We start from the raw sequence: 20,428 nt of genomic DNA on the forward strand, positions 1-20,428 counted from the left end.
AAATCCCTGCTCTATAGGTGGGCTGTACACGGCATTGCCGCGTTCCGCCAGTACCGTCCCTGTGCATGGTTCTGCGTATCTCCGCATGCCCCTGCGTGCCCTAAACAGCAGCTACTATATCTCCGTATTTTGGTGTCGTAGACTGCCTGCTGATTCATTCTCCGCATTTTGGTTTCGCCCACTGCCGGCTGCCTTCTGACATATGTATGAAATTTTAAATTTACAAAGTTTAATCTTTATAAGATAATGATACGAAACGTATCGTTTCTATTAGCCGTGCATCAATGATCATCAGGAGGTGAACCGCAATGATCCCAGGCATTAACCTGAATGCGAAGCATAAGGAAGCCCGCAGCAGGAAGGCGATTCTTGAAGCGACGATGATGATTTTAGAGAATCAGAGCTATTCCTCTTTAACAATAGAAGCGGTGGCATCTCAGGCCGGAGTAGGCAAATCTACCATCTACAGATGGTGGGAGCATAAAGCGCGCCTGGTCCTCGATACTTTTGTGATGGCCGTCGAATCCGAGTTTGTCTTTGAGCGGAACCTGTCCGTTCAGGAGAACTTCAAACGGCAGCTCGAGGCTTTAGCGCGTATTCTTGGCAGCAAAGTGGGGAAATCCACCTTAACTATCGTTACCGAGAACGACGGGATTGCGCAGGAGTTTTACAGCTTATTTTTGTCCCTGAAAAGAAAAGAGGCCAAACAAGCGCTTCAAGCCGCGATGGAGCAGGGGGAAGTGAAGCGGTCGGTGAACATGGACGTTGTATTGGATCTGCTCTACGGTCCGGTCTATTTTCAAATTCTCATCTATAAAAAAATGCCGGATGAGCATTACATCGAGGACTTGTTACAGCACGTAATGCAGGGAATTTCAGCTGGCGTTTAAACTATAAATATACCGGGGGAACTTTACTTCATGAGTCAGACGACAAATGTGCAACAAGGCAATGGCAAGAAAAACTATTCATTAATGACAATTATTCTGTTCTGGTGCGGAATGGTTATTATGACCAGCATGTATATTACAATCCCGTTAGCGGATGTATTCACCAGGGCGTTTCAGATTAGTCCGGCTCAGGCGGCATGGATCGGGAGTTCATTCTCGCTCTGTTATGCCTTGGGTTGTCTGCTGTATGGTCCATTCTCGGACAGATACGGCCGTAAAATATTCCTGGTGGCGAGTATTACCGGCTTAACGCTTGTGACCCTAGTGATCGGGTTTGTGGAGAGCTATTACGGGCTCATTCTTCTTAGAGGTCTGCAGGGGCTGGTGGCTGCGGCATTCGCACCGATCTCGCTTGTGTATGCGGGAGAGATGTTCCCGGCACATAAACGGCTGACCGCAGTCGGCTTTATCAGCACCGGGCTGCTGATGGCGGGGATTGTAGGCCAGGTATTCAGCGGGCTGGTGAATGAATATTGGGGCTGGCACGGAATCTTCATTATACTGGGCATCCTGTATGGGATTACGGCGGTCATTGTAATCAGCCTGCTTCCGAAGGATGAGCTGCACCGGCCGAAAGAAAATGTGCTGCTCAAGTTTAAACAAATGACTGGATTACTGAAGCAGACGCAGCTGCTGGCGGCTTTCGCCATTACGTTTGTCCTGCTGTTAAGCCTGGTCGGCATGTACACCGTGCTAGGCAGTTATTTAAGCTCAGACAAGTTCGGGTTATCGGCACAGGCGATCCTCACGATTCGGGCGGCGGGGATAGCCGGGATGCTGTTATCGCCGTTTGCAGGCCGGATCGCGGGGCGGCTGGGAATGGCGGCAGTGCTGCGGGGCGGCTTGGCAATTGCGGCGGCGGGCCTGCTGGGACTCAGTCTTAGCCCGGGCCTGCCGGCGATTATCCTGATGAGCGTTGTCTTTGTAGCGGGGATCGCCCTCGTCACTCCGGTTAATATTTCAATCGTCAGCCAGCTGGGAGGCCATGCGCGCGGTTCGGCAATTTCATTCAATGCCTTTATTCTGTTCCTTGGCGCGAGTACGGGGCCCATAATCGCCTTAAGACTGCTGAAGACAGGGAACTATGCGCTGTCCTTTGGAATTCTGGGCTCCATTATGACCGCAGGATTCCTGGTTTCTCTTCTGTTACAAGTCCCCTCCGGGCGCCTGGCCAAAAGTGAACAGGCATCAGTTGTACCGGCTAAGCAGTGAACACTGCTGCCGGTTCACAAGCCGGCTCCCTATCAAGGGGGGCCGGCTTTCGCACATCTCAGGCCTTATTGTCCGGAAATAGATCGGACGCATATCTGAAATCCTGCAACCATGACTGAAATTTGGTGCCTTATGGTCCGGGAAGGGATGAAATATAATAGAGATATCAGCAGCGGCGAAGAAGAGGGGCGGGGAATGGGCAAATTCAGGAACACAGCAGCAGGAGTCAGGGCATGGTATGGCGGTCTATCCATTCATATCAAGCTGATTGCGGCTTATATCATCATCATTCTGGTCCCGGTTATTATCATTTCGAACTATTTGTTTGCCGGATTCTACCGCAATACAATCAAAGACACCGTTAAAGAGAACCGTTACCAGATCAACAATGAGAAAGAAGTGATTACGGGTAAAATTGCGGCCATGGAACAGTCGTTCAATCTGCTGATTTCGGATAGTCAGCTCGGAGAATATGTAATGATGAAATCGGAGCCTGAGGTGTACGAGCTTATGACGTACAAGGCGTTCGCTTTCAGTTATCTGCAGCGGGTCATGTTCAATAATCCGGATATTGCGGGTGTCCGTTTTTACGTGAACAACCCCTTCATCATGGAGCTGTGGCCGATTATTTATCATGAAGAACGGATTAAGGACAGCCCCTTATACTCTAAAGTGATGAAGCAACCCGGGAGAATGCTGTGGGAGATAGAGTCCGCAGACTCAAATTCCATGGTCTCCATGATCATCGGTTCAAACCGGGCTGATAACCTGCATATCGGAATCATCAAGATAGACATGCGGATTGAAGATTTTTTTGAGAAAGCGTATACCAACAGCAGTGAACGCGACTCCCGTTTCTTCATTCTCGACCAGCAGGGCAACCTGCATGCCAACAATACAGATCCGCTCCCCGGACTGGATGAAGAGCAGATCCGGCAGGCTGTCACGGAGTATAAACAAGCAGGCAAGACGTCACTGGTGGTGCCCGGGGGCGGTGCCGATTTCCTGTACCTGGTTGAACATATCGATAAAATAAATGCGGAGCTTGTGAACGTAATTTCCTTACATACGACCTATTCCAAAATCGGCCATACCCGGAATACCGTGATTCTTGTAGTCACCCTTCTGCTCATTCTGCTGGCTGTCACAACCTATTTCATGCAGTCTATTGTACTGAAGAAGCTGGATGTTCTGCGGGAATCGATGAAAAGAGTGCGCGGCGGCAATTTCAGTATCGAAGTCCCCGTGCAGGGCGGTGATGAGATCGGCGAGCTGGCCCATCATTTCCGGCAGATGCTGAATACCATTAATGAACTGGTGGCAGACGCGGTTAAGCGCAGTGCGGCTACGAAGGAAGCGGAGCTTCAAGCCTTGCGTAATCAGATTGATGCGCATTTCCTCTACAATACACTGGAGAATCTGAAAATGCTCTCGGAGGTTGAAGGGCAATACACGATTGCGGATGCGCTTACATCTCTCGGCAGTATTATGCGTTACAATCTGCGGTGGACGGGCGATAAGGTGCAGTTGAGTGACGAGCTGGGCCATATTCAGCACTATATTTCGATCATGAGCATCCGTTACGACGAGAAGCTGCAGCTGCAGCTGGATGTACCGTGGGAATTGCAGAACCAGGAGCTGCCCAAAATGTCGCTGCAGCCCATTGTGGAGAATGCTTTGAAGCATGGAATGTACTCCGCCCTGATGAGGCGGGAAGGCCTGTGTGTAGACCTGCATGCTTATAGCGGGGAAGGCTCCTTCTATGTTGAAGTGACTGACAATGGTACCGGTATTCCTGAGGACAGACTGGCCGTGTTAAATGAGAAGCTGACTATGACTGACGCAGAGTTCTATTCTTTGCCGGAAGAAGCTGCAGTGCTTAAGAAGGGCAACGGCGGCATCGGACTGCGCAACGTGAACCAGCGGATCCGCATGTACTACGGAGAGGAATATGGCATCCGGGTGGAGAGTGTTCAGGGGAGCGGCACTACTGTAAAGGTTAAACTGCCCTTAGATAACACTCTGGGAGGGGAAACACAACTATGAGAAAGCTTCTGATTGTTGACGATGAAAAGAATATCCGCCGCGGGCTGCAGGCGATGATCGAACGGGAATATAAGGACATCTATGACATTCATCTGGCCTGCGATGCCTTTGAGGCGCTGGAGATGCTCCGGTCAATGGATATAGAGATTCTGATTACGGATATCTGTATGCCGGAAATGGATGGGATCGGCTTAATCAAAAAGGTGCAGGAGCTTGAGCCCAAGCCGGTCGTGGTCATTGTCAGCGGCTATGATGACTTTGCTTATGCCAAAGCTGCGATCCGCTATGAAGTGAAGGAGTATCTGTTGAAGCCTGTACTCCGTAATGATTTGGCTGCAACAATCAGGCGGGTCGAAGAGGAGCTGGTCCGGAGTGAGGAAGCGGCGAATGCACGGTTCTCGTCGGCTGAGCAGCGCGAGGAATACAGGGAGAGCCAGCTGAATTTGTATTCCAGCCACCCCTCAGCCGAGCAAGAAGAGGTTAGGGGCAAGCTTTCGCAGCTGGACCTCGGCTGGCTGGATCAAGGCTTTCATGCGGTCATGATAAAATATCCCGGGGATGAGCAGGCCTCGGGATCTGCTGCCTTTAAGGCGCGGGTGACGGCGTTGCTGGAGCAGGCAGAGCCTGCACTGCATTTCCGCTTTGCCCGTTTTTGGGACTCTAATCTGCATGCCGTTATCCTCACAGAGGGTGCGGAGTCCTGGCGGATACTTACTGAGGCTCTGGTGCAGCTCGATTCCGGGCTAATGCTATCGGTCAGCGGCTTGAACTTCGGGATGGAGAAGCTGTATTCGGCGTGCGAAGAGGCGGCGGTATCCTTGAAGTATACTTTCATGCTGCCTGCTCCCGGCATTGTGCTATTCGAGGAGATTTGCCGGAAGGACAGTGACTATGAGGTGCCGGGGGACAAAATTGCAATGGCTGTGGATCTGCTGGGCTCAGGGCGGGAGAAGGAGATGCTGGGACTGCTGCATGAAATACTGGATGACGCGGACATTAGCCGGAGGAATACCGGTTATCTGGAGGGCATCAGCAGGGCATTGAACGAAGCTCTTCTTGAGCTGATTATGCAGCAGAAGGGCAAAGACTCCATTGAAATTGTACAGCAGCTCAATACTATCGGGGATGTATACCGGTTCAGCTGCTTCGCGGACTATTTCCGTGAGGTACAGCGTGTATTTCTTCTGCTGGGCGACTATATCCGGACACTGAAGTCCAGGCATACGGATAATAAAGAAATGAAGACGGCCGTACAGTACATCCACGATAATTACGACCAGAATATCAATATGACCCTCATTTCTAATATCGTATCCTTTAACTATTCTTACTTCAGCCAGGCCTTCCGGGATTACACCGGTGAGAACTTCGTAACCTACTTGAAGAATTACCGGATCGGCAAGGCAAAGGAGCTGCTGCAGACAACGGATGATAAGATTTACGAAATAGCGATGAGAGCCGGTTTTGAGAATGCCAAAAATTTTAACCGGGTGTTTAAAGAAAGTGAAGGCGTGAGCCCGGTGGAATTCCGTATCCAGCGGAAGTTTTTGTCCGGACCGTTCATAGACACATAAGCAAAGTATAATGTACTTCAGCAAAATTCCATTACTCCGGAGGTAAAAGAATGCAGCAGGCTAGAGCGGACTTGGCAGCACCTGATTTTGGGCCAAATGTACTTGTATTTGATCCCGCCATGCCCGGCAGGGACATTCAAGAGATGTGTGACCGGGTATTTGCAGAGCAGGAACGGGCGGAGTTTGGAAGGAACCGCTGTGCGTTACTGTTCAAACCCGGTGTATATGATGCTAGAATCCGGATCGGATTCTATACACAGGCGGCGGGGCTAGGCGAATCGCCGGACCAGGTACGGATTACTGGAGGCGGCATTAACTGCGATGCAGATTGGATGAACGGCCTGGCGCTGATTAACTTCTGGCGCTCCGCCGAAGGGATTGCTACAGAGCCGGTGCCGGGTGAGGCGGCGAAATGGACAGTATCCCAGGCAGCCCCGTACCGCAGAATGCATGTGCTTGGAGATCTGGAGCTGTTCGACCATGCCGAGAAAAACTATGCCAGCGGAGGGTTCATGGCGGATACAGCGGTGGATGGATCGGTCAACTCCGGCCCGCAGCAGCAGTTCTATCTGCGCAATTCACAGTGGAGCGAGTGGCATAGCTCCCAATGGAATAATGTGTTTCAGGGCTGCGTGAATCCGCCGGAATCCGCAGGCTGGCCCAGTCCGCCCAATACCGTGCTCTCCCGGGTGCCCGTGGTCAGAGAGAAGCCGTATCTGTATATCGCCAGCGATGGCCGTTATTATGTGAAGGTTCCGCAGCTGCGTGCAGCTGCGGCCGGAATTACCTGGTCCGGAGGAGCCACCGAAGGCAAGTCACTGGAGCTCGGCCATTTCTATATTGCCAAGGCTGGCCAGGATACGGCAAAGACGCTGAACCGCGAGCTTGCCGCCGGCAGGCATCTGCTGCTGACACCGGGAATTTATGGCCTTGAAGAGCCGGTCCGCGTGGAGCATGCAAATACAGTGGTACTCGGTTTGGGCCTGGCTACGCTGGTGCCTGAGCATGGGGCAACAGCTATGCAGATTGCAGATGTAGACGGGGTAATTATCGCCGGACTGTTATTTGACGCCGGAACGGAGGGTTCCGGGAGTCTGCTGGAGGTGGGGCCGCCCGGCTGCACAGGCCGGCATTCCGCTAATCCGGCTTCGCTGCATGATCTGTTCTTCCGGGTGGGAGGGGCGGGAGGCGGCCGGGCAGAGGTCTGCCTGACAATCAACAGCAGTGATGTAATCGGTGATCATTTCTGGCTCTGGCGGGCCGATCACGGTGAAGGCGTGGGCTGGGAGCGGAATACTTCAGACAACGGGATAATCATTAACGGGGATCATGTTACCATTTACGGGCTGTTCGTGGAACATTTTCAGAAATACCAGACTGTCTGGAACGGGGATTACGGCAGACTTTTCTTTTATCAGAGTGAAATTCCTTATGATGTGCCTGATCAGGCCAGCTGGATGAACGGGGGAGTGAACGGCTTTGCCTCCTATAAAGTAAGTGATACAGTGACCCGGCATGAGGCCCATGGTCTCGGGATTTATTCCTTCTTCAATGCCGGGCCCCATATCAGGCTGCACAGTGCGATAGAAGCACCGGCTTCGCCAGAGGTACGCTTCACGCATATGGTGGATGTGTTCCTGAACGGTAACGGGGAGATTACCCGTATGGTGAACGGGCTTGGAGCCACAGCCTGCGAAGGTTCAAGGGTCCACTATCTCGCTGAGGCTTGAGGCATGCGGGATATGGAGTAATTAGCACGCCTGGTATCCAAGTGAAGCCACACCCCGCACGCAAAATTTAAGGCTATTCCAGGCAGCCGTGGTATGGCTTGCCGGAATAGCCTTTTTAGTGTGAGCCCTAGTGGATGCCCTTCCAGAAGGTATCCCAGATAATGGCCAGCGCTGCCTCATAGGATTGCCTGGTTTCATAGACGAGCTGGATTTCCAGTCCGTCGATTACCGTCAGCATCGCCAGGGCACACTCTTCCGGTGTGAAGCGGAAAGAATCGCCCTGCCGGAATATCCTGCATAATTCCTCCTTAACCGTCCCCACATACTGCCGGAACTGCCCGAGCACGAAGTCCTGGATTTCCAGGGGGGCAATGAAGGAAGTAATATGCATAAAAGATACATTCGGCAGGGTCAGGAACCGGTTTTTGAGCTCATTCAGAAAACCGTAGAGCTGCTGCTCGATCATTTTGCCCTGCGCGGCCTCGAAATAACGGATAACAAACTGCTGCTCCTCCTGAACGACTCCGGTGAATAATTCCTCCAGCAGCGCTTTTTTGGAAGGATAGTGATAGGACAGCGACTGCTTGCGGATGCCGGCCTCCTCGGCAATTTGCGCCATCTTGGCAGCTTCATATCCGAAGCGGTTGAAATGCAGGATGGCGGCTTCTTTAATCTGCTTTTTAATCAATGATTGCCTCCTTGTGTCGTTCTGCCGGATTTCCCTGGTTCTGCCGCCGGGCAAAGAGGATGTAGAACAGCAGGAATAAGGCCATAACACCTATGCCGATATAATAAACCATTGTATAGGAAAATGCCGAAGCGATAAAGCCGAACAGCAGTGAGCCGCCGCCGATCCCCAGATCGAAAAAGTTGAAGAAGCTGGCCATGGCCCCTTCATGCTCATGCTCATCGACCAGATTGAGGCACCATGTCTGAATAGCGGGGAAAATAGCCCCGAAGCCGAACCCGTACAGCACACCCGCTGCGATAAATTGAAGCTCAGACTGCGACAAGGTTAACACAAGCAGTCCGGCCATAGTCAGCAGAGCTGACGGAATCAGCACATAGCCGGGGCCAAGCCGGTCCAGCAGCGCTCCGGAGACCAGCCGGACGAGGAAGCTTGCCGCCGCGATGGTGAAAAAGAACCAGGCCACATTCTGAAACCCTTTCTCCACGGCATAGATAGCTACAAAGGACATAATCGAGCCGGCGGCAAGCCCCATCAGCAGAATTAACAGGGAAGGAAACAGAACCCTGCGTTCAAACAGCTTGACCTTCACGCTCTCCCTTGTGCCTGTACCCTGCGGCTGTCTGGATACGAATAGCGCCATCAGCAGCGACAGCAGCAGAATAGCCGCTCCGCTCATGAAGATTCCCCGGAAGCTGTACAGCTCCAGCAATGCTACCCCGATCAGCGGGCCGACGGAGATCGCAACCGTCTCCCCGACCCCGAAATAGCCGATTCCCTCACCGCGGCGTTCCCGCGGAATATTCTCGGCAGCGATGGTTGCGAAATAGGTTGAGGCCAGGCCGAAGCCGGCACCGTGGATAAACCGGATGAGCAGAATGACATAAATGTCTGACGAGAGGTAGTATGAGCCAGTTGCCAGCATACATATAGAGATCCCGGCGATCAGCAGATATTTCTTGTCGATCCGCTGGGCGAGCACCCCGGTCAGCGGACGGATCAGGATGGCGGAGAACATGAAAATCCCTGTAACCAGGCCGATCTGCCGCGCCTCTCCGCCAATGCTGGAGATGAATAACGGCAAGGTGGGCAGCAGCATTTCAAACGCCATGAATAACAGTGCATTAGCCAGCATGATGAAAATAAAAGAGCGGCCCCACAGTCCGGCAGTGGTTGTGTTTCGTTGTGCTTTTGTACGCATTGTTTGCTCCGTTCTTGTTACTGAAATGAAATATAATCCCCAGTTTATCTGACTGTCGTCAGATAAACAAGCTTTTTTATAAGTTTAAATAACGAAGGCTGTAATTCATTGGTCACTTGCACAATGCATTTCGTCCTTTCATCAATATTATTTTGCTGCTCCGGGACCTTATAATGAGAGCGTGTTCAACAAGTACTTAGGGGGAAATTTGAAATGGAAGGATTAGTTATTGGTTGGTATGGAGCACTGGCGGGGCTGGCAATTGCCATTATCCTGATACTCCGGAAATTGAATCCGGTATACGCATTGTTCCTGGGAGCTATATTAGGGGCACTGATCGGCGGAGCCAATCTCGAACAGACGGTAAGCGTTCTTGTAAGCGGTACACAAAGTGTAATGGGCACGGTACTGCGGGTTCTGGCTGCGGGCGTTCTGGCCGGGGTCATGATGGAATCGGGGGCGGCAGAAGCTATAGCCCAGGCTATCGTTAAGAAGTTCGGCGGCAGTAAGGCGATCATCGCCCTGGCGCTGGCTACGATGGTCATTACGGCAATGGGCGTATTTATTCCGGTAGCGGTGCTGATCGTAGCTCCGATTGCCCTGTCTGTAGGCAACAAAATGGGAATCTCCAAGCTCGCACTGCTGCTGGCCTTGTCCGGCGGGGGGAAGGCCGGGAATATCATCTCCCCGAATCCGAATACCATCGCTGCGGCACGCGGTTTCGACCTGGATTTGAGCCATGTGATGCTGGCTGGTCTGATTCCGGCAATCTGCGGGTTAATTGTAACCGTTATCCTTGCCTCACTGGTGAAGAACAAAGGTATAATGGTTTCCTCAGAGGAAGCCGCAACGGGTGCGGAAAGTGCGAATACAGCAGCTTATCCGCCGCTGGGCCGGGCGGTTGTCGCACCGCTGGTAGCGATTGTGCTGCTGATGATTAACCCGATCGGTTCGATCTCCGGAATTGAAGCGCTCACTAAGCTTAAAGTGGATGCGCTTTATATTCTGCCGCTGGCCGGAATTATCGGGATGCTGGCTATGGGACAAGGGAACAAGGTACTGAAGTACACTTCCTCCGGCCTCAGCAAAATGACGGCGACCGTCCTGATCCTCATCGGCGCCGGCGGGATTGCCGGGCTGATCTCTGCTTCGGATCTGTCGGTCCAGGTGGTTCACCTGATTGAGCTGTCCGGCATTTCCGGCACCTTCCTGGCCCCGATTTCCGGTATACTGATGGCAGCAGCCACCGCTTCTACCTCCACCGGGGTTATCGTTGCCACCGGTTCCTTCGGACAGGCTATCCTTGATATGGGCACCGCTCCGCTGGCTGCAGCCGTTATGGTGCATACCGGTGCTACCGTCATCGACTCCCTGCCGCAGGGCACGTACTTCCATGTAACGGCCGATGCCATGAAGATGTCTATCAAGCAGCGGATGGGGCTCATTCCTTACGAAGCGCTTGTCGGCGGTACAATGACCGTTGTGGCTACGCTGGTTTACGGATTTTTGTTCTAATATCAATATTATAGATGAGGTGTGGAAATGAGAGAGACAACCTTTGTACTGGCACCCGATTCCTTTAAAGAGAGTATGACAGCGAAGGAAGTTTGTATTGCAATGGAAAGCGGTCTGCGTAAAATATATCCGGATGCGTCCTATATCCATGTTCCGATGGCGGACGGGGGAGAAGGCACCGTGCAGTCGCTGGTCGACGCCTCCGGCGGAGAGATTCATTATAAGGAAGTTATAGGACCGCTGGGACAGACCGTTACGGCCAAATACGGGATTCTCGGTGACGGGGGAACGGCGGCAATCGAGATGGCTTCGGCCAGCGGCATCCAGCTTGTGGACAAGAGTGAGCGTAATCCGCTCATTACCACAACCTATGGCACAGGGCAGCTGATTCTGGAGTGTCTGGACCGGGGCATCCGCAAAATCATTATCGGCATCGGCGGCAGCGCCACCAATGACGGCGGCGCAGGCATGGCTGAGGCGCTTGGGGCGCGGTTCCTGGATGCAGCGGGTGCGCTGCTTCCGCGCGGCGGCGGCGGCCTGGGCCGGCTGGCTGCAATCGACATCACTGCGCTTGACCCGCGGCTGCAGCAGGTGCAGTTCATCGTTGCCTGCGATGTGACCAATCCGCTCTGCGGGGAGCACGGGGCCTCGGCAGTGTTCGGCCCGCAGAAAGGCGCGACTCCGCAGATGGTACAGCAGCTTGACGCCAATCTGGCCCACTATGCGGCAGTGGTCAAAGAGCAGCTGGATAAGGATGTGCGGGAGCTTCCCGGTGCCGGCGCGGCCGGCGGGCTGGGTGCAGGCCTGATGATTTTCACGCAGGCAACACTGCAGAAGGGGATTGAAATTGTGATTGAGTATACAGGGCTGCAGCAGAAGCTGGCGGATGCCGACTATGTCTTTACCGGTGAAGGCGGCATCGACTTCCAGACCAAATTCGGCAAGACACCGTATGGCGTAGCCCGTACCGCCAAAGCCGCCGGCAAGCCTGTTATTGCCTTGGCCGGGTATATTGGCGAGGGTATTGAAACGCTATATTCCGAAGGCATTGATGCCATCTTCGGTATTGTTCCCGGTGCTTCAAGCCTCGACAGGCTGCTGGCTGAAGGGCCGGCCAATGTAGAGCGGACCTGCGAGAATATCGCCAGACTGCTGAAGCTTAAGGCTTAGTTTAGTCAGCAGCTGAGCGCCATTGTCAGCGGAGCTGCGATTGATGAATCAGCCCCGGGAATTTTCCCGGGGCTATTCTTAATATCTCTGTTTAGTCTTCGTTTGACCGCTTCTCCCCCGGCTACAAGTGGAAAAAGAGCATTTAAATCTCCGGAAATCGCCGACTCTGAAGATTTAAATGGAAAAAGTACACTTAAGTATCCGGATTCCTGGCCATAAGGGTGGGGATGCAGGAATTAGTTGTCATTTTTCCACTTAAGTTACTCAGTGCGGAATGCATGGTGAATTTAAATGTACAAAATCCACTTATTGGGCTTGGCCTGCGAAGCAAGGGCGTGCTTAACTAACTTTCTACTTATACAGCGCCAGCAATTCATAAGTCAGCTCGAACAGCTGCAGCAGATTGCGCGGATCCTTGCCGGTAATGCCCCCGATCCGCTTCAGCCTGTACTGCAGTGTGTTGCGGTGAATATTCAGATGCTCCGCCGTTTGCGAGACGCTGCAATTATGGTTGATGAAGCTGCGGAGCGTTTCCAGCAGGTCGGCGGTATCGTCCAGCTTCATTGCAGTGCCGGCTTTGTCCGACAGCTTGGCCTGGCTGAGCTTTACAAGGAATTCAGCTTCGTCAAAGGTGATTGCCTGTGCGGCGGGCTTCAGCGCAAGCAGGATATTGAGTGCAGCTTTGGCCTGGCGGTAGCCCTCGGCGATGCTGGATTCCAGCCTGCTGGAGGCAATAAGCAGCTTCGGCTGCTGCAGCAGCAGCTGCGCGGCCAGCTTGCTGGTATCAGGCCGGTTCTGGACCAGCATCAGCCAGGTCTCTTCATCGAGCTGGAAGGAAGGATGCATCAGCATCAGCTTGGCCTGATCCTGCTCCGGACTAAAGTGCTTAAGGTACAGCACTGTAGTTTTCAGCAGAAGATCGATTTTGTAAGGTGCAGCTTCCTTTCTCAGCTTCTGGGAGTAGGCTCCCTGATGGGCGAGCAGCATTTCCAGCCATGCCTTCTGGCGGTTGGCTTCACTCATAAGATTCTCCAGGGCGGTCCGCTGTTCAATCAGCAGGGACACTGTGGTTTTTACAATGTTGCAGAAAGGCCGGACCTCCTCCGGTCTGCCGGAAATCCCGATAACCCCGACACGGGTGTTGCCGATTACAATCGGCTCGTTTGTCCCCTTTTTCTCGTACAAGGTATCCTCGATTACCTCTACCATCTGGCCGGTGGCCAGCGCTTCAACGGCTGCCTTGTGAACGGTCCCGACCCGCTCCTTTTTTCCGCTGCCGATAATAATCCCCTGATCATTCATAATGTTGATGTTATAAGGGATATCCATCATCATTTTGTCCACGATCTCCTGCGCCTGCTTCTCGGAAAGCTGAAACAATGACCTTCTCCTCCTTCACCGCACCCGGATGGCTGCTGCTGCAGACTCCTGCTTGTACATTGTGCATCTGAACAAAATTATAGATGATTTTGCCCAGGGTATAAAGACGCAACAGGGCGGCAGGCTGTACTATTTGATGACATTATTGAAGCTCGGCCTGCAGCCTTGACCTTAGGTCAGACCTAAGGTATATCATGGGAGATAAGTATTGAAGCAGGAGGGTTGTCTCATGAGTACAGAAATTACAATTAGTGAGCTGGCCAGACTTATGGAAGTGTCCATACATCAGATCCGGTATTTCGAGGAGAAGGGGGTGCTTCTTCCTTCTTATACAGATACGAACGGATACCGGATGTATGGAATCGATCAGGTCTACCAGCTGTCGCAAATTATGCTGCTGCGCAAGCTGGGGATGCCCGTGCAGACGATCAGAGAACATATGGAGGACCCGGACCCGCAAGCGATGGAGGAGAAGCTGCAGCATTCGCTGACAGAGACCGGCGCAGAGATTGTCCGGCTGCAGCAGCTGGAGCGGCAGATCCGGAAGGTACTGCGTGAGCAGCAGGATTTTCAGCGGGAGAAGCTAAGCTGTCATGTGAAGATGCGTGAGGCATTGCCGCTGCAGAAGTGGTTTGAACTGGAGACGGCGGCATCGCTCGAGGCAAGCACACTGGCGGAGCAGTCTGCCCGGGTGGGCAGGTTATTCGAAACGGACATTCATTATGTATACAGCGGTGCAGATCATGTCGCATTGTATACAGCGGCGGAGCCCGGCGGAAGGACCGACCTGACCTTACCGGCGGGCCGTTATCTTGCTTATTCGCTGCAGGCTGAGAATGAATCTGCGCTTGAACAGATTACCGCCCAATTCAGCCGTCATGCTGAACGAGAATATGGTGAGCTTCCGGGCCCGCTGATTCTTGTCGAGAAATCCTATCTTTCCTTATTCAGCCGGGACAAGCTGCATTACGAAGTGCTGCTCTGTATTGAACCCGAAGGCTCCGGGGAAGGCGCTGATGCCATATGACGGCTAATGCTTCCGCTGCTATGAAGGTTACCGTTACAGATATGCGGCCTGAGTATAATCATGAGGTGGGCAGGCTTATTGCCTATGGATTTCAGGGCAAGTTCCGTTCGCTAACGAAGAACCGGCCGGATGATTTGGCTGTTGTCTTCAGGCAGCTGCTGGAGCAATCGGCGGAAGGTACATGCACGAAGCGGGTTGTGGCGCTGCTGGGGGAAGAGGTTGTTGGTACGATGAGCATGAAGTGGCATAAGGATGCAGCTGGAGGTAAGGCCAGGGAAGCTGGTGTGACTGAAGGTACGGCCAGGGAAGCTGATATGACCGCCGCCGGGCTCGTTAAGCTGCTGGAAACCGGAGGAATGCGCTTAAGCAGGAGGCTTCTGCTGCTGGGGGCGCTCTGTTGCCTGAACCACAACCCGGTGCGGGGTGAGTGTTATATCGCTGATCTGGCGGTCCATCCCAGGTATCAGGGAATGGGGATCGGCGGGCTGCTGCTTCACCGGGCGGCGCAGTACATGCAGGGTCAGCCCCGGCTAGAGTATCTGAGCCTGCATGTCTCCGGCCGAAATACCTCCGCCAAAGGGATGTATGGGCGGCGGGGCTTCCGCACACAATCGGAAGAGCACAGCCTGATCAGCAAGCTGCTGTTCGGTGAAGAAAGTTGGGAATATATGATCTGCGGACAATAGTGGAGGTTCGGATGAAGAGGAAGGTTAGTGCGTTGGATAAGGGGATTACGATGGATAAGAGAAGAATGCTGAGTAAGAGAGGAAGGCTGAGTAAGAGAGGCGGGATCGCAGTCATTATTGTGCTGCTGATCCTGCTGGGTGCGGGTCTTTACGTACTGCGGCAAAATACTTTTGATATGACCATACAGCCTGTAGAAATTTCTACTCCCCAGGGCAAACTGACCGGCATGCTTACGCTGCCTGAGAACGCGGCCGGCAGTAAGCCGGGTCTGGTGCTTTTCATTCATGGTGACGGGCCGGTGGATGCCTCCCATAATGACGGTTATAAACCGCTCTGGGAGCGGCTTGCCTCCCTCGGCTATGCCTCTCTGTCGCTCAACAAAAGAGGGATTAATGGCTCGGACGGCAGCTGGCTTGAACAGAGTATTGAAGACAGGGTGGAGGAAGCGCGCCAGGCGCTGGCCTGGGCCAGAGCGCAGCCGTTCATTGACAGCGGACGGATTGGCGTCTGGGGAGCAAGCCAGGCAGGCTGGGTCATTCCGCAGCTTGCGGCGGAGGAACCCCTTGCATTCAGCATTCTGGTCTCACCGGCCATCAACTGGCAGCAGCAGGGCGCTTACAACACCCGGCAGCAAATGATGAAGGACGGTTATACTGCAGAGGAGATCGCGCAGCGGATCACCTACGAGCAGCAGGTAAATGAGCTATTGCAGCGGGGGGCGGACTATGCGCAATATACGGAAATGACGGACCCGGGTGAAAGGATGTCTGCAGAACGCTGGTCCTTCGTCCGCCGGAACTTTCTGGCCGACGCTGCGGGTGAGCTGCACAACTTTAAGACTCCGGTGCTCCTGCTGCTTGGCGAGGAGGATGTGAATGTGGATGTGGAGCAGACGGAGCAGGTGTACCGCGGGAAGATCCGCCCGGCCTCGCTGCTCACGGTTCAGCGGTTCCCGGACACCGAGCACTCCATGCTCCCGGTGCGGACGGCGGATTCTCCGCTGCGCGCATTCATGATCAGCCTGTTTGCGCCACGGCGGATTACGGTTGATGGCTATATGTCGGCGATTGAGTCGTTTTTGAGTAAAAAGAGTAAATAGGGAAGGTACATTCGGCCTTCGCGCAGCGGTCTGATCCCACCTCTGGGGGAATTAGGGGCACTAATGCCCCTAATATGCGCCATCCGCCTAATTTGTGCGGAACTAGGGGCACTAATGCCCCTAAAAAGCGCCTTCCGCCTAAATTCGGCGGAACCAGGGGCACTAATGCCCCTAAAAAGCGCCTTCCGCCTAATTTCGACGGAACCAGGGGCACTAATGCCCCTAAAAAGCGCCCTCCGCCTAAATTCGGCGGAACCAGGGGCACTAATGCCCCTAATGTGCTCCTTTGCCTACGCGGTGACCCAATGTATTCGGTTTATCACATACAATGAGCTCATTTACCTACGCATAAGCCCGATGTATTCGGCTTTCCACATACAATGGCTTGTCTACCTCTCGATTTCCGTGTTCAACCCATCATCCACCGCCTGAGCAGCAAAAAAAGAGACCGGGAAGCTCCTCCCGGTCTCCATCTCCATCTCTATCGTTATCACTATCTCTATCACTATCTCCATCGCTATCATCTGCTGTATCAGCCGATATACTTCGTAAGCGTAGCCCGTACAGCGCCCGGCCCGGCCAGCATCTCGGCGAACATGCCCTGGATGACTTCGCCGAGCCCGATGGCGTACAGATCCACGCCGAAGATGGCCTGGTCTTCCAGTACGGCCCGCACGCCCGCAGCCTGTGCAGCATCTGCGCCAAGCGCAATTCCTTCAAGCTTCGCCTGCAGCGATTCCAGCAGCGGGTCCGGACTCAGCGAGAATACCGCGCCTTCATCGTTCACGCCGAGCAGGTATCTGCACCAGGCGGCGATCGCCAGCGGAATGGCGGTCAGCTGCTGCGGATCAAGCTCCTCCCGGCGGATGTACGCCTTGATCGTCTCCCCGAAGCGGATGCCGACCTTCTGGGAAGTGTCGGTAGCGATCCGCTGCGGCGTATCCGGGATGAACGGATTGGCGAAGCGCTCCTGCAGCACTTCATCCAGGAACTGCTTCGGACTCAGGATGCCCGGGTCAACGACAACCGGCAGCCCTTCGGTATAGCCAATAACCTCTACAAGCTTGCGCAGGGTAGCATCCTTCATCTCATCGGCGATCAGCGTATAGCCGAGCAGACAGCCGGTTACGGCAAGCGCCGTATGCAGCGGGTTAAGGCAGGTAGTAACCTTCATGGTCTCCACCTTGTTCACCGTATCACGGTCGGTGAAGATGATCCCGGCTTCTTCAAGCGCCGGACGGCCGTTCGTGAATTTGTCTTCAATGACCAGGTACTCGCTGATCTCAGCGTTAACGAACGGTGCGGTGTAGGTGTTCTTGGAGGTCACAATGACCTCCATGCCGCCGATCCCCTGCTCCAGCAGCGCGGCCTGAACGGTTTCAGACGGGCGCGGCGTGATTTTATCAATCATGGACAGCGGGAAGGTGATCTTCGACTCATCCTCAAGATAGGCAACGAATCCGTCCTCCACATGTCCCTTGGCCGCCCACTCCCTGGCAATAGTGACCATGCCGTTCTTCAGCTTGTCGCCGTTATGCGAGCAGTTGTCCATGCTGACGAAGGTCATCGGGTACTGGCCCTTCAGATAGCGGCGGTAGGCCAGCGAAGCAACGATGCTCATTGCATGAACCGGGTGAGCCGGACCGCCGGTAATATCCTTCTCCACGATGCCGAGATACTGGCCGTTCGGACCGGTGAGGGAGTAGCCTTTTTCCGTAATGGTGAAGCTGGCCATCTGCAGGCTCGGATGCTCGAATACAGCTGTCAGGCGGCTGTAATCGGCTTCCCGGGTTTGCTCTGCCGCAAGGCCTTCCACGATGCTGCTGACAATCCGCTTCTGGAAGTCGCCGCGCGCATTCATCAGGACGAGCAGCGTCAGGTTATCATAAGGCTTGTAGACCTTGTCAATCATCTCGAAGTCGAAGGTTTCAGCAGCAATAATACCGGTATCAGCCTTGCCGCTGTCGAGCAGCTTCTGATGGGCATTCGCCACGAACCCTCTGAAAATATTCCCCGCACCGAAATGAACCCATTCCGGCTTCTCCAGCGTATTCTGCGCTACTGCAGCAAAATCAAACTGCGGCAGCTCTACGCCTGCGGCTTCCCAGGCCTCGCGGCCCTCTATGCTGCTTCTGGTCAGATTCAGCATTTATTTCGCCCCCTTGGCATTCTCCAGGCTATCCCATACACCCAGCAGATACATAATACCCAGCGCTCTGTCGTAGAGGCCATAGCCCGGACGGCAGTTCTTCTCTTCGCCCCACAAGTGGCGGCCGTGGTCCGGACGCACATAACCGGTGTAGCCGTTCTCATGATACGCTTTAACGACCTCAGCCACATCCACACTGCCGTCCCGGCCGCGGTGCGATACCTCGATGAAATCACCGTTGTCGAACACCTTCACATTGCGGATATGTGCAAAATAAATCCGGTCGTGGAATTCACGGATCATCGCCGGCAGGTCGTTCTGCGGATTCGTTCCCAGTGAACCGGTGCAGAAGGTCAGGCCGTTATACGGGCTGTCAACCATGTCCAGGAACCGGCGGATGGAGTCGCGGCTGCGGATGATGCGCGGCAGGCCGAAGATCGGCCAGGCCGGATCGTCAGGGTGGATGGCCATGCGGATATCGACTTCTTCACAGACCGGAATGATGCGCTCCAGGAAATACTTCAGGTTGTCGAACAGAATATCCTCGGTAACATCGGCATACGCCGCGAACAGCTCATCCAGCTTGGCCAGACGTTCCGGCTCCCAGCCCGGCATAGTGAATTCTCCGGCGCCCTTCAGAATCCGGTCAACCATTTCGCGCGGATTATCGGTAATGGCAGCCTTTTCATAAAAGAGGGCGTTCGAGCCGTCCGGCAGCTCCTTATACAGCTCAGTACGGGTCCAGTCGAACACCGGCATGAAGTTGTAGCAGATCACTTTAACGCCAACCTTGGCCAGCTTGCGGATCGTATCGATATAAATGTCGATGTATTTGTCGCGGGACGGCAGTCCGATTTTGATATCATCATGAACGTTGACGCTCTCCACAACCGCTGTGCTGAAGCCTTTGGCGGTAATCTGGTCGGCCACCTTCTGAATTTCATCCATTTCCCAGACTTCCCCGGCCACCTTGTGGTGCAGCGACCAGACGATGCCCATTACCCCCGGAATTTGCCGCACATGGTCAAGGGTAATATTGTCATTGCCCTCACCATACCATCTCCAAGTCATATTCATTGTCATTTCCTCCTTGTGATTGAACATAAATACAAATAGAAGTGTTATGATCCCTTGAAAAGATTGATGTTACCGGAATCTGCTGATATGATATAATAATCTTGTATACAAGATGTGATTCGTAATGATCATAAAATAAGCCTGCATCTTTGTCAATGAAATTGTTATACCTTTTCTATATAATGAGTAAAGAAGAATATCGTACAGAAAGTTGGTCAATCCCATGACTTCCAAAAAAGAAATTATGACCTATCTGAAGCAGGAAATCCTCTCACTGGCGCTGAAGCCGGGGGATATCATCAGTGAAACGGTGCTGTCCGAACGGTTTCAGCTGTCGAGAACACCGATCCGGGATGTGCTGAAGCAGCTGTCCCTGGAGCATTACGTCGATATTTATCCTAAAAAAGGTAATCTGGTTTCATACATAGATCTCGAATCCGTCGAGCAGATCATCTACCTCCGCAATGTCCTGGAGAAGGAGATCATGAAGTCGCTGGCCGGCAATATTCCGCTGAAGGGGCTGCACGGGTTAAGGGAGAATCTCCAGCAGCAGCAAAAATGCATTGAACAGGCAGAGGGCGCCGAGTCATTTCTGCTGCTGGATGACCAGTTTCACCGGATGATGTTTGGCCTGGCCGGCCGTGAATTTCTCTGGGGGGTACTGCAGCAGTTTAATGTGCATTACATCCGCTACCGCAAGCTGCATATGCTGAAGGACGAGAAGCTGACAACCATTCAGCAGGAGCATCAGCAACTGCTGGATTATATTATGCAGGGGGATACTGCCGGTATTGATAAGCTGCTGCATCACCATCTCCGCGCCGATATTGATTCGATGAATTTTCAGGAGCATTTTGCCGGCTATATAAAAAAATAAACCGTCCGCAGCTTCCCGGCAGACGCCTGGTATCCTTGTACTCATG

At 53.5% G+C, this 20,428-nt stretch carries 17 protein-coding genes; 11 read left to right on the forward strand and 6 right to left on the reverse strand.

Translation table 11 applies throughout. The features are described from left to right. Positions 1 to 308 precede the first annotated feature (308 nt). The 5 genes from LOS79_RS02585 (at position 309) to LOS79_RS02605 (ending at position 7,512) form a co-directional block, all read left to right on the forward strand. Positions 309 to 890, forward strand: a complete 582-nt coding sequence (locus tag LOS79_RS02585; protein WP_315416062.1) for a TetR/AcrR family transcriptional regulator — start codon at positions 309 to 311, stop codon at positions 888 to 890. A gap of 30 nt (positions 891 to 920) precedes the next feature. Beyond that, the gene (locus LOS79_RS02590) at positions 921 to 2,162 is read left to right on the forward strand and encodes an MFS transporter (RefSeq protein ID WP_315416064.1); all 1,242 of its coding nucleotides are present in this window, start codon (positions 921 to 923) and stop codon (positions 2,160 to 2,162) included. Positions 2,163 to 2,273: 111 nt separating this feature from the next. Continuing rightward, complete coding sequence (locus tag LOS79_RS02595; RefSeq protein ID WP_315416065.1) at positions 2,274 to 4,208, forward strand: sensor histidine kinase; 1,935 nt, start codon at positions 2,274 to 2,276, stop codon at positions 4,206 to 4,208. Further along, positions 4,205 to 5,782, forward strand: a complete 1,578-nt coding sequence (locus LOS79_RS02600) for a response regulator transcription factor (protein ID WP_315416066.1) — start codon at positions 4,205 to 4,207, stop codon at positions 5,780 to 5,782. The genes LOS79_RS02595 and LOS79_RS02600 overlap by 4 nt, the downstream gene beginning before the upstream one ends. 50 nt (positions 5,783 to 5,832) lie before the next feature. Next, on the forward strand, positions 5,833 to 7,512 hold the full coding sequence (locus tag LOS79_RS02605) for a transglutaminase domain-containing protein (RefSeq protein WP_315416067.1): 1,680 nt from the start codon (positions 5,833 to 5,835) through the stop codon (positions 7,510 to 7,512). A gap of 127 nt (positions 7,513 to 7,639) precedes the next feature. On the opposite strand, the gene LOS79_RS02610 is transcribed toward LOS79_RS02605, so the two are convergent. After that, on the reverse strand, positions 7,640 to 8,200 hold the full coding sequence (locus tag LOS79_RS02610; RefSeq protein ID WP_315416069.1) for a TetR/AcrR family transcriptional regulator: 561 nt from the start codon (positions 8,198 to 8,200) through the stop codon (positions 7,640 to 7,642). Next, complete coding sequence (locus tag LOS79_RS02615) at positions 8,193 to 9,401, reverse strand: MFS transporter (RefSeq protein WP_397386727.1); 1,209 nt, start codon at positions 9,399 to 9,401, stop codon at positions 8,193 to 8,195. Before LOS79_RS02615 ends, LOS79_RS02610 begins: the two co-directional genes overlap by 8 nt. A gap of 213 nt (positions 9,402 to 9,614) precedes the next feature. Between LOS79_RS02615 and LOS79_RS02620 the strand changes: the two genes are divergently transcribed. After that, positions 9,615 to 10,916 (forward strand): GntP family permease, encoded by a 1,302-nt coding sequence (locus LOS79_RS02620; RefSeq protein WP_315416070.1) that lies wholly within the window; start codon positions 9,615 to 9,617, stop codon positions 10,914 to 10,916. 27 nt (positions 10,917 to 10,943) lie between these two features. Next, complete coding sequence (locus tag LOS79_RS02625; RefSeq protein WP_315416071.1) at positions 10,944 to 12,086, forward strand: glycerate kinase family protein; 1,143 nt, start codon at positions 10,944 to 10,946, stop codon at positions 12,084 to 12,086. Positions 12,087 to 12,437: 351 nt separating this feature from the next. On the opposite strand, the gene LOS79_RS02630 is transcribed toward LOS79_RS02625, so the two are convergent. Beyond that, the gene (locus tag LOS79_RS02630) at positions 12,438 to 13,466 is read right to left on the reverse strand and encodes a CdaR family transcriptional regulator (protein WP_315416072.1); all 1,029 of its coding nucleotides are present in this window, start codon (positions 13,464 to 13,466) and stop codon (positions 12,438 to 12,440) included. A 229-nt stretch (positions 13,467 to 13,695) separates the two neighbouring features. Here LOS79_RS02630 and LOS79_RS02635 point away from each other — a divergent pair, with 229 nt between their 5' ends. The 3 genes from LOS79_RS02635 (at position 13,696) to LOS79_RS02645 (ending at position 16,279) form a co-directional block, all read left to right on the forward strand. Continuing rightward, a complete protein-coding gene (locus tag LOS79_RS02635) occupies positions 13,696 to 14,493 on the forward strand; it encodes a MerR family transcriptional regulator (RefSeq protein WP_315416073.1) in 798 nt (265 codons plus the stop codon). Next, positions 14,490 to 15,179 (forward strand): GNAT family N-acetyltransferase, encoded by a 690-nt coding sequence (locus LOS79_RS02640; protein WP_315416074.1) that lies wholly within the window; start codon positions 14,490 to 14,492, stop codon positions 15,177 to 15,179. Before LOS79_RS02635 ends, LOS79_RS02640 begins: the two co-directional genes overlap by 4 nt. An 86-nt stretch (positions 15,180 to 15,265) precedes the next feature. Further along, positions 15,266 to 16,279: an alpha/beta hydrolase family protein gene (locus LOS79_RS02645; protein WP_315421946.1), complete on the forward strand. Its 1,014-nt coding sequence runs from the start codon at positions 15,266 to 15,268 to the stop codon at positions 16,277 to 16,279. A gap of 389 nt (positions 16,280 to 16,668) precedes the next feature. Here the strand turns inward: LOS79_RS02645 and LOS79_RS02650 are convergent, their stop codons facing one another. The 3 genes from LOS79_RS02650 to uxuA are packed head-to-tail and all read right to left on the reverse strand — an operon-like array spanning position 16,669 to position 19,505. After that, positions 16,669 to 16,794: a hypothetical protein gene (locus LOS79_RS02650; protein WP_315416076.1), complete on the reverse strand. Its 126-nt coding sequence runs from the start codon at positions 16,792 to 16,794 to the stop codon at positions 16,669 to 16,671. 17 nt (positions 16,795 to 16,811) lie between these two features. Next, complete coding sequence (locus LOS79_RS02655; RefSeq protein WP_315416077.1) at positions 16,812 to 18,428, reverse strand: mannitol dehydrogenase family protein; 1,617 nt, start codon at positions 18,426 to 18,428, stop codon at positions 16,812 to 16,814. Continuing rightward, complete coding sequence (uxuA, locus tag LOS79_RS02660; protein WP_315416078.1) at positions 18,429 to 19,505, reverse strand: mannonate dehydratase; 1,077 nt, start codon at positions 19,503 to 19,505, stop codon at positions 18,429 to 18,431. It abuts the gene before it with no gap. A 223-nt stretch (positions 19,506 to 19,728) separates the two neighbouring features. Here uxuA and LOS79_RS02665 point away from each other — a divergent pair, with 223 nt between their 5' ends. Then, a complete protein-coding gene (locus LOS79_RS02665; protein ID WP_315416080.1) occupies positions 19,729 to 20,382 on the forward strand; it encodes a GntR family transcriptional regulator in 654 nt (217 codons plus the stop codon). Positions 20,383 to 20,428: the final 46 nt, after the last annotated feature.

Source organism: Paenibacillus sp. MMS20-IR301 (assembly GCF_032302195.1).
Classification (GTDB): domain Bacteria; phylum Bacillota; class Bacilli; order Paenibacillales; family Paenibacillaceae; genus Paenibacillus_AQ.

Bases quoted from the DNA above. Each gene is read 5' to 3' on its own strand.
- LOS79_RS02595 (WP_315416065.1), top strand. From the start codon at position 2,274: ATGACTGAAATTTGGTGCCTTATGGTCCGGGAAGGGATGAAATATAAT.
- LOS79_RS02605 (WP_315416067.1), top strand. From the start codon at position 5,833: ATGCAGCAGGCTAGAGCGGACTTGGCAGCACCTGATTTTGGGCCAAAT.
- LOS79_RS02600 (WP_315416066.1), top strand. From the start codon at position 4,205: ATGAGAAAGCTTCTGATTGTTGACGATGAAAAGAATATCCGCCGCGGG.
- LOS79_RS02615 (WP_397386727.1), bottom strand. From the start codon at position 9,401: ATGCGTACAAAAGCACAACGAAACACAACCACTGCCGGACTGTGGGGC.
- LOS79_RS02665 (WP_315416080.1), top strand. From the start codon at position 19,729: ATGACTTCCAAAAAAGAAATTATGACCTATCTGAAGCAGGAAATCCTC.
- LOS79_RS02655 (WP_315416077.1), bottom strand. From the start codon at position 18,428: ATGCTGAATCTGACCAGAAGCAGCATAGAGGGCCGCGAGGCCTGGGAA.
- LOS79_RS02585 (WP_315416062.1), top strand. From the start codon at position 309: ATGATCCCAGGCATTAACCTGAATGCGAAGCATAAGGAAGCCCGCAGC.
- LOS79_RS02640 (WP_315416074.1), top strand. From the start codon at position 14,490: ATGACGGCTAATGCTTCCGCTGCTATGAAGGTTACCGTTACAGATATG.
- LOS79_RS02635 (WP_315416073.1), top strand. From the start codon at position 13,696: ATGAGTACAGAAATTACAATTAGTGAGCTGGCCAGACTTATGGAAGTG.
- LOS79_RS02625 (WP_315416071.1), top strand. From the start codon at position 10,944: ATGAGAGAGACAACCTTTGTACTGGCACCCGATTCCTTTAAAGAGAGT.
- LOS79_RS02590 (WP_315416064.1), top strand. From the start codon at position 921: ATGAGTCAGACGACAAATGTGCAACAAGGCAATGGCAAGAAAAACTAT.
- LOS79_RS02650 (WP_315416076.1), bottom strand. From the start codon at position 16,794: ATGGAGATAGTGATAGAGATAGTGATAACGATAGAGATGGAGATGGAG.
- LOS79_RS02620 (WP_315416070.1), top strand. From the start codon at position 9,615: ATGGAAGGATTAGTTATTGGTTGGTATGGAGCACTGGCGGGGCTGGCA.
- uxuA (WP_315416078.1), bottom strand. From the start codon at position 19,505: ATGAATATGACTTGGAGATGGTATGGTGAGGGCAATGACAATATTACC.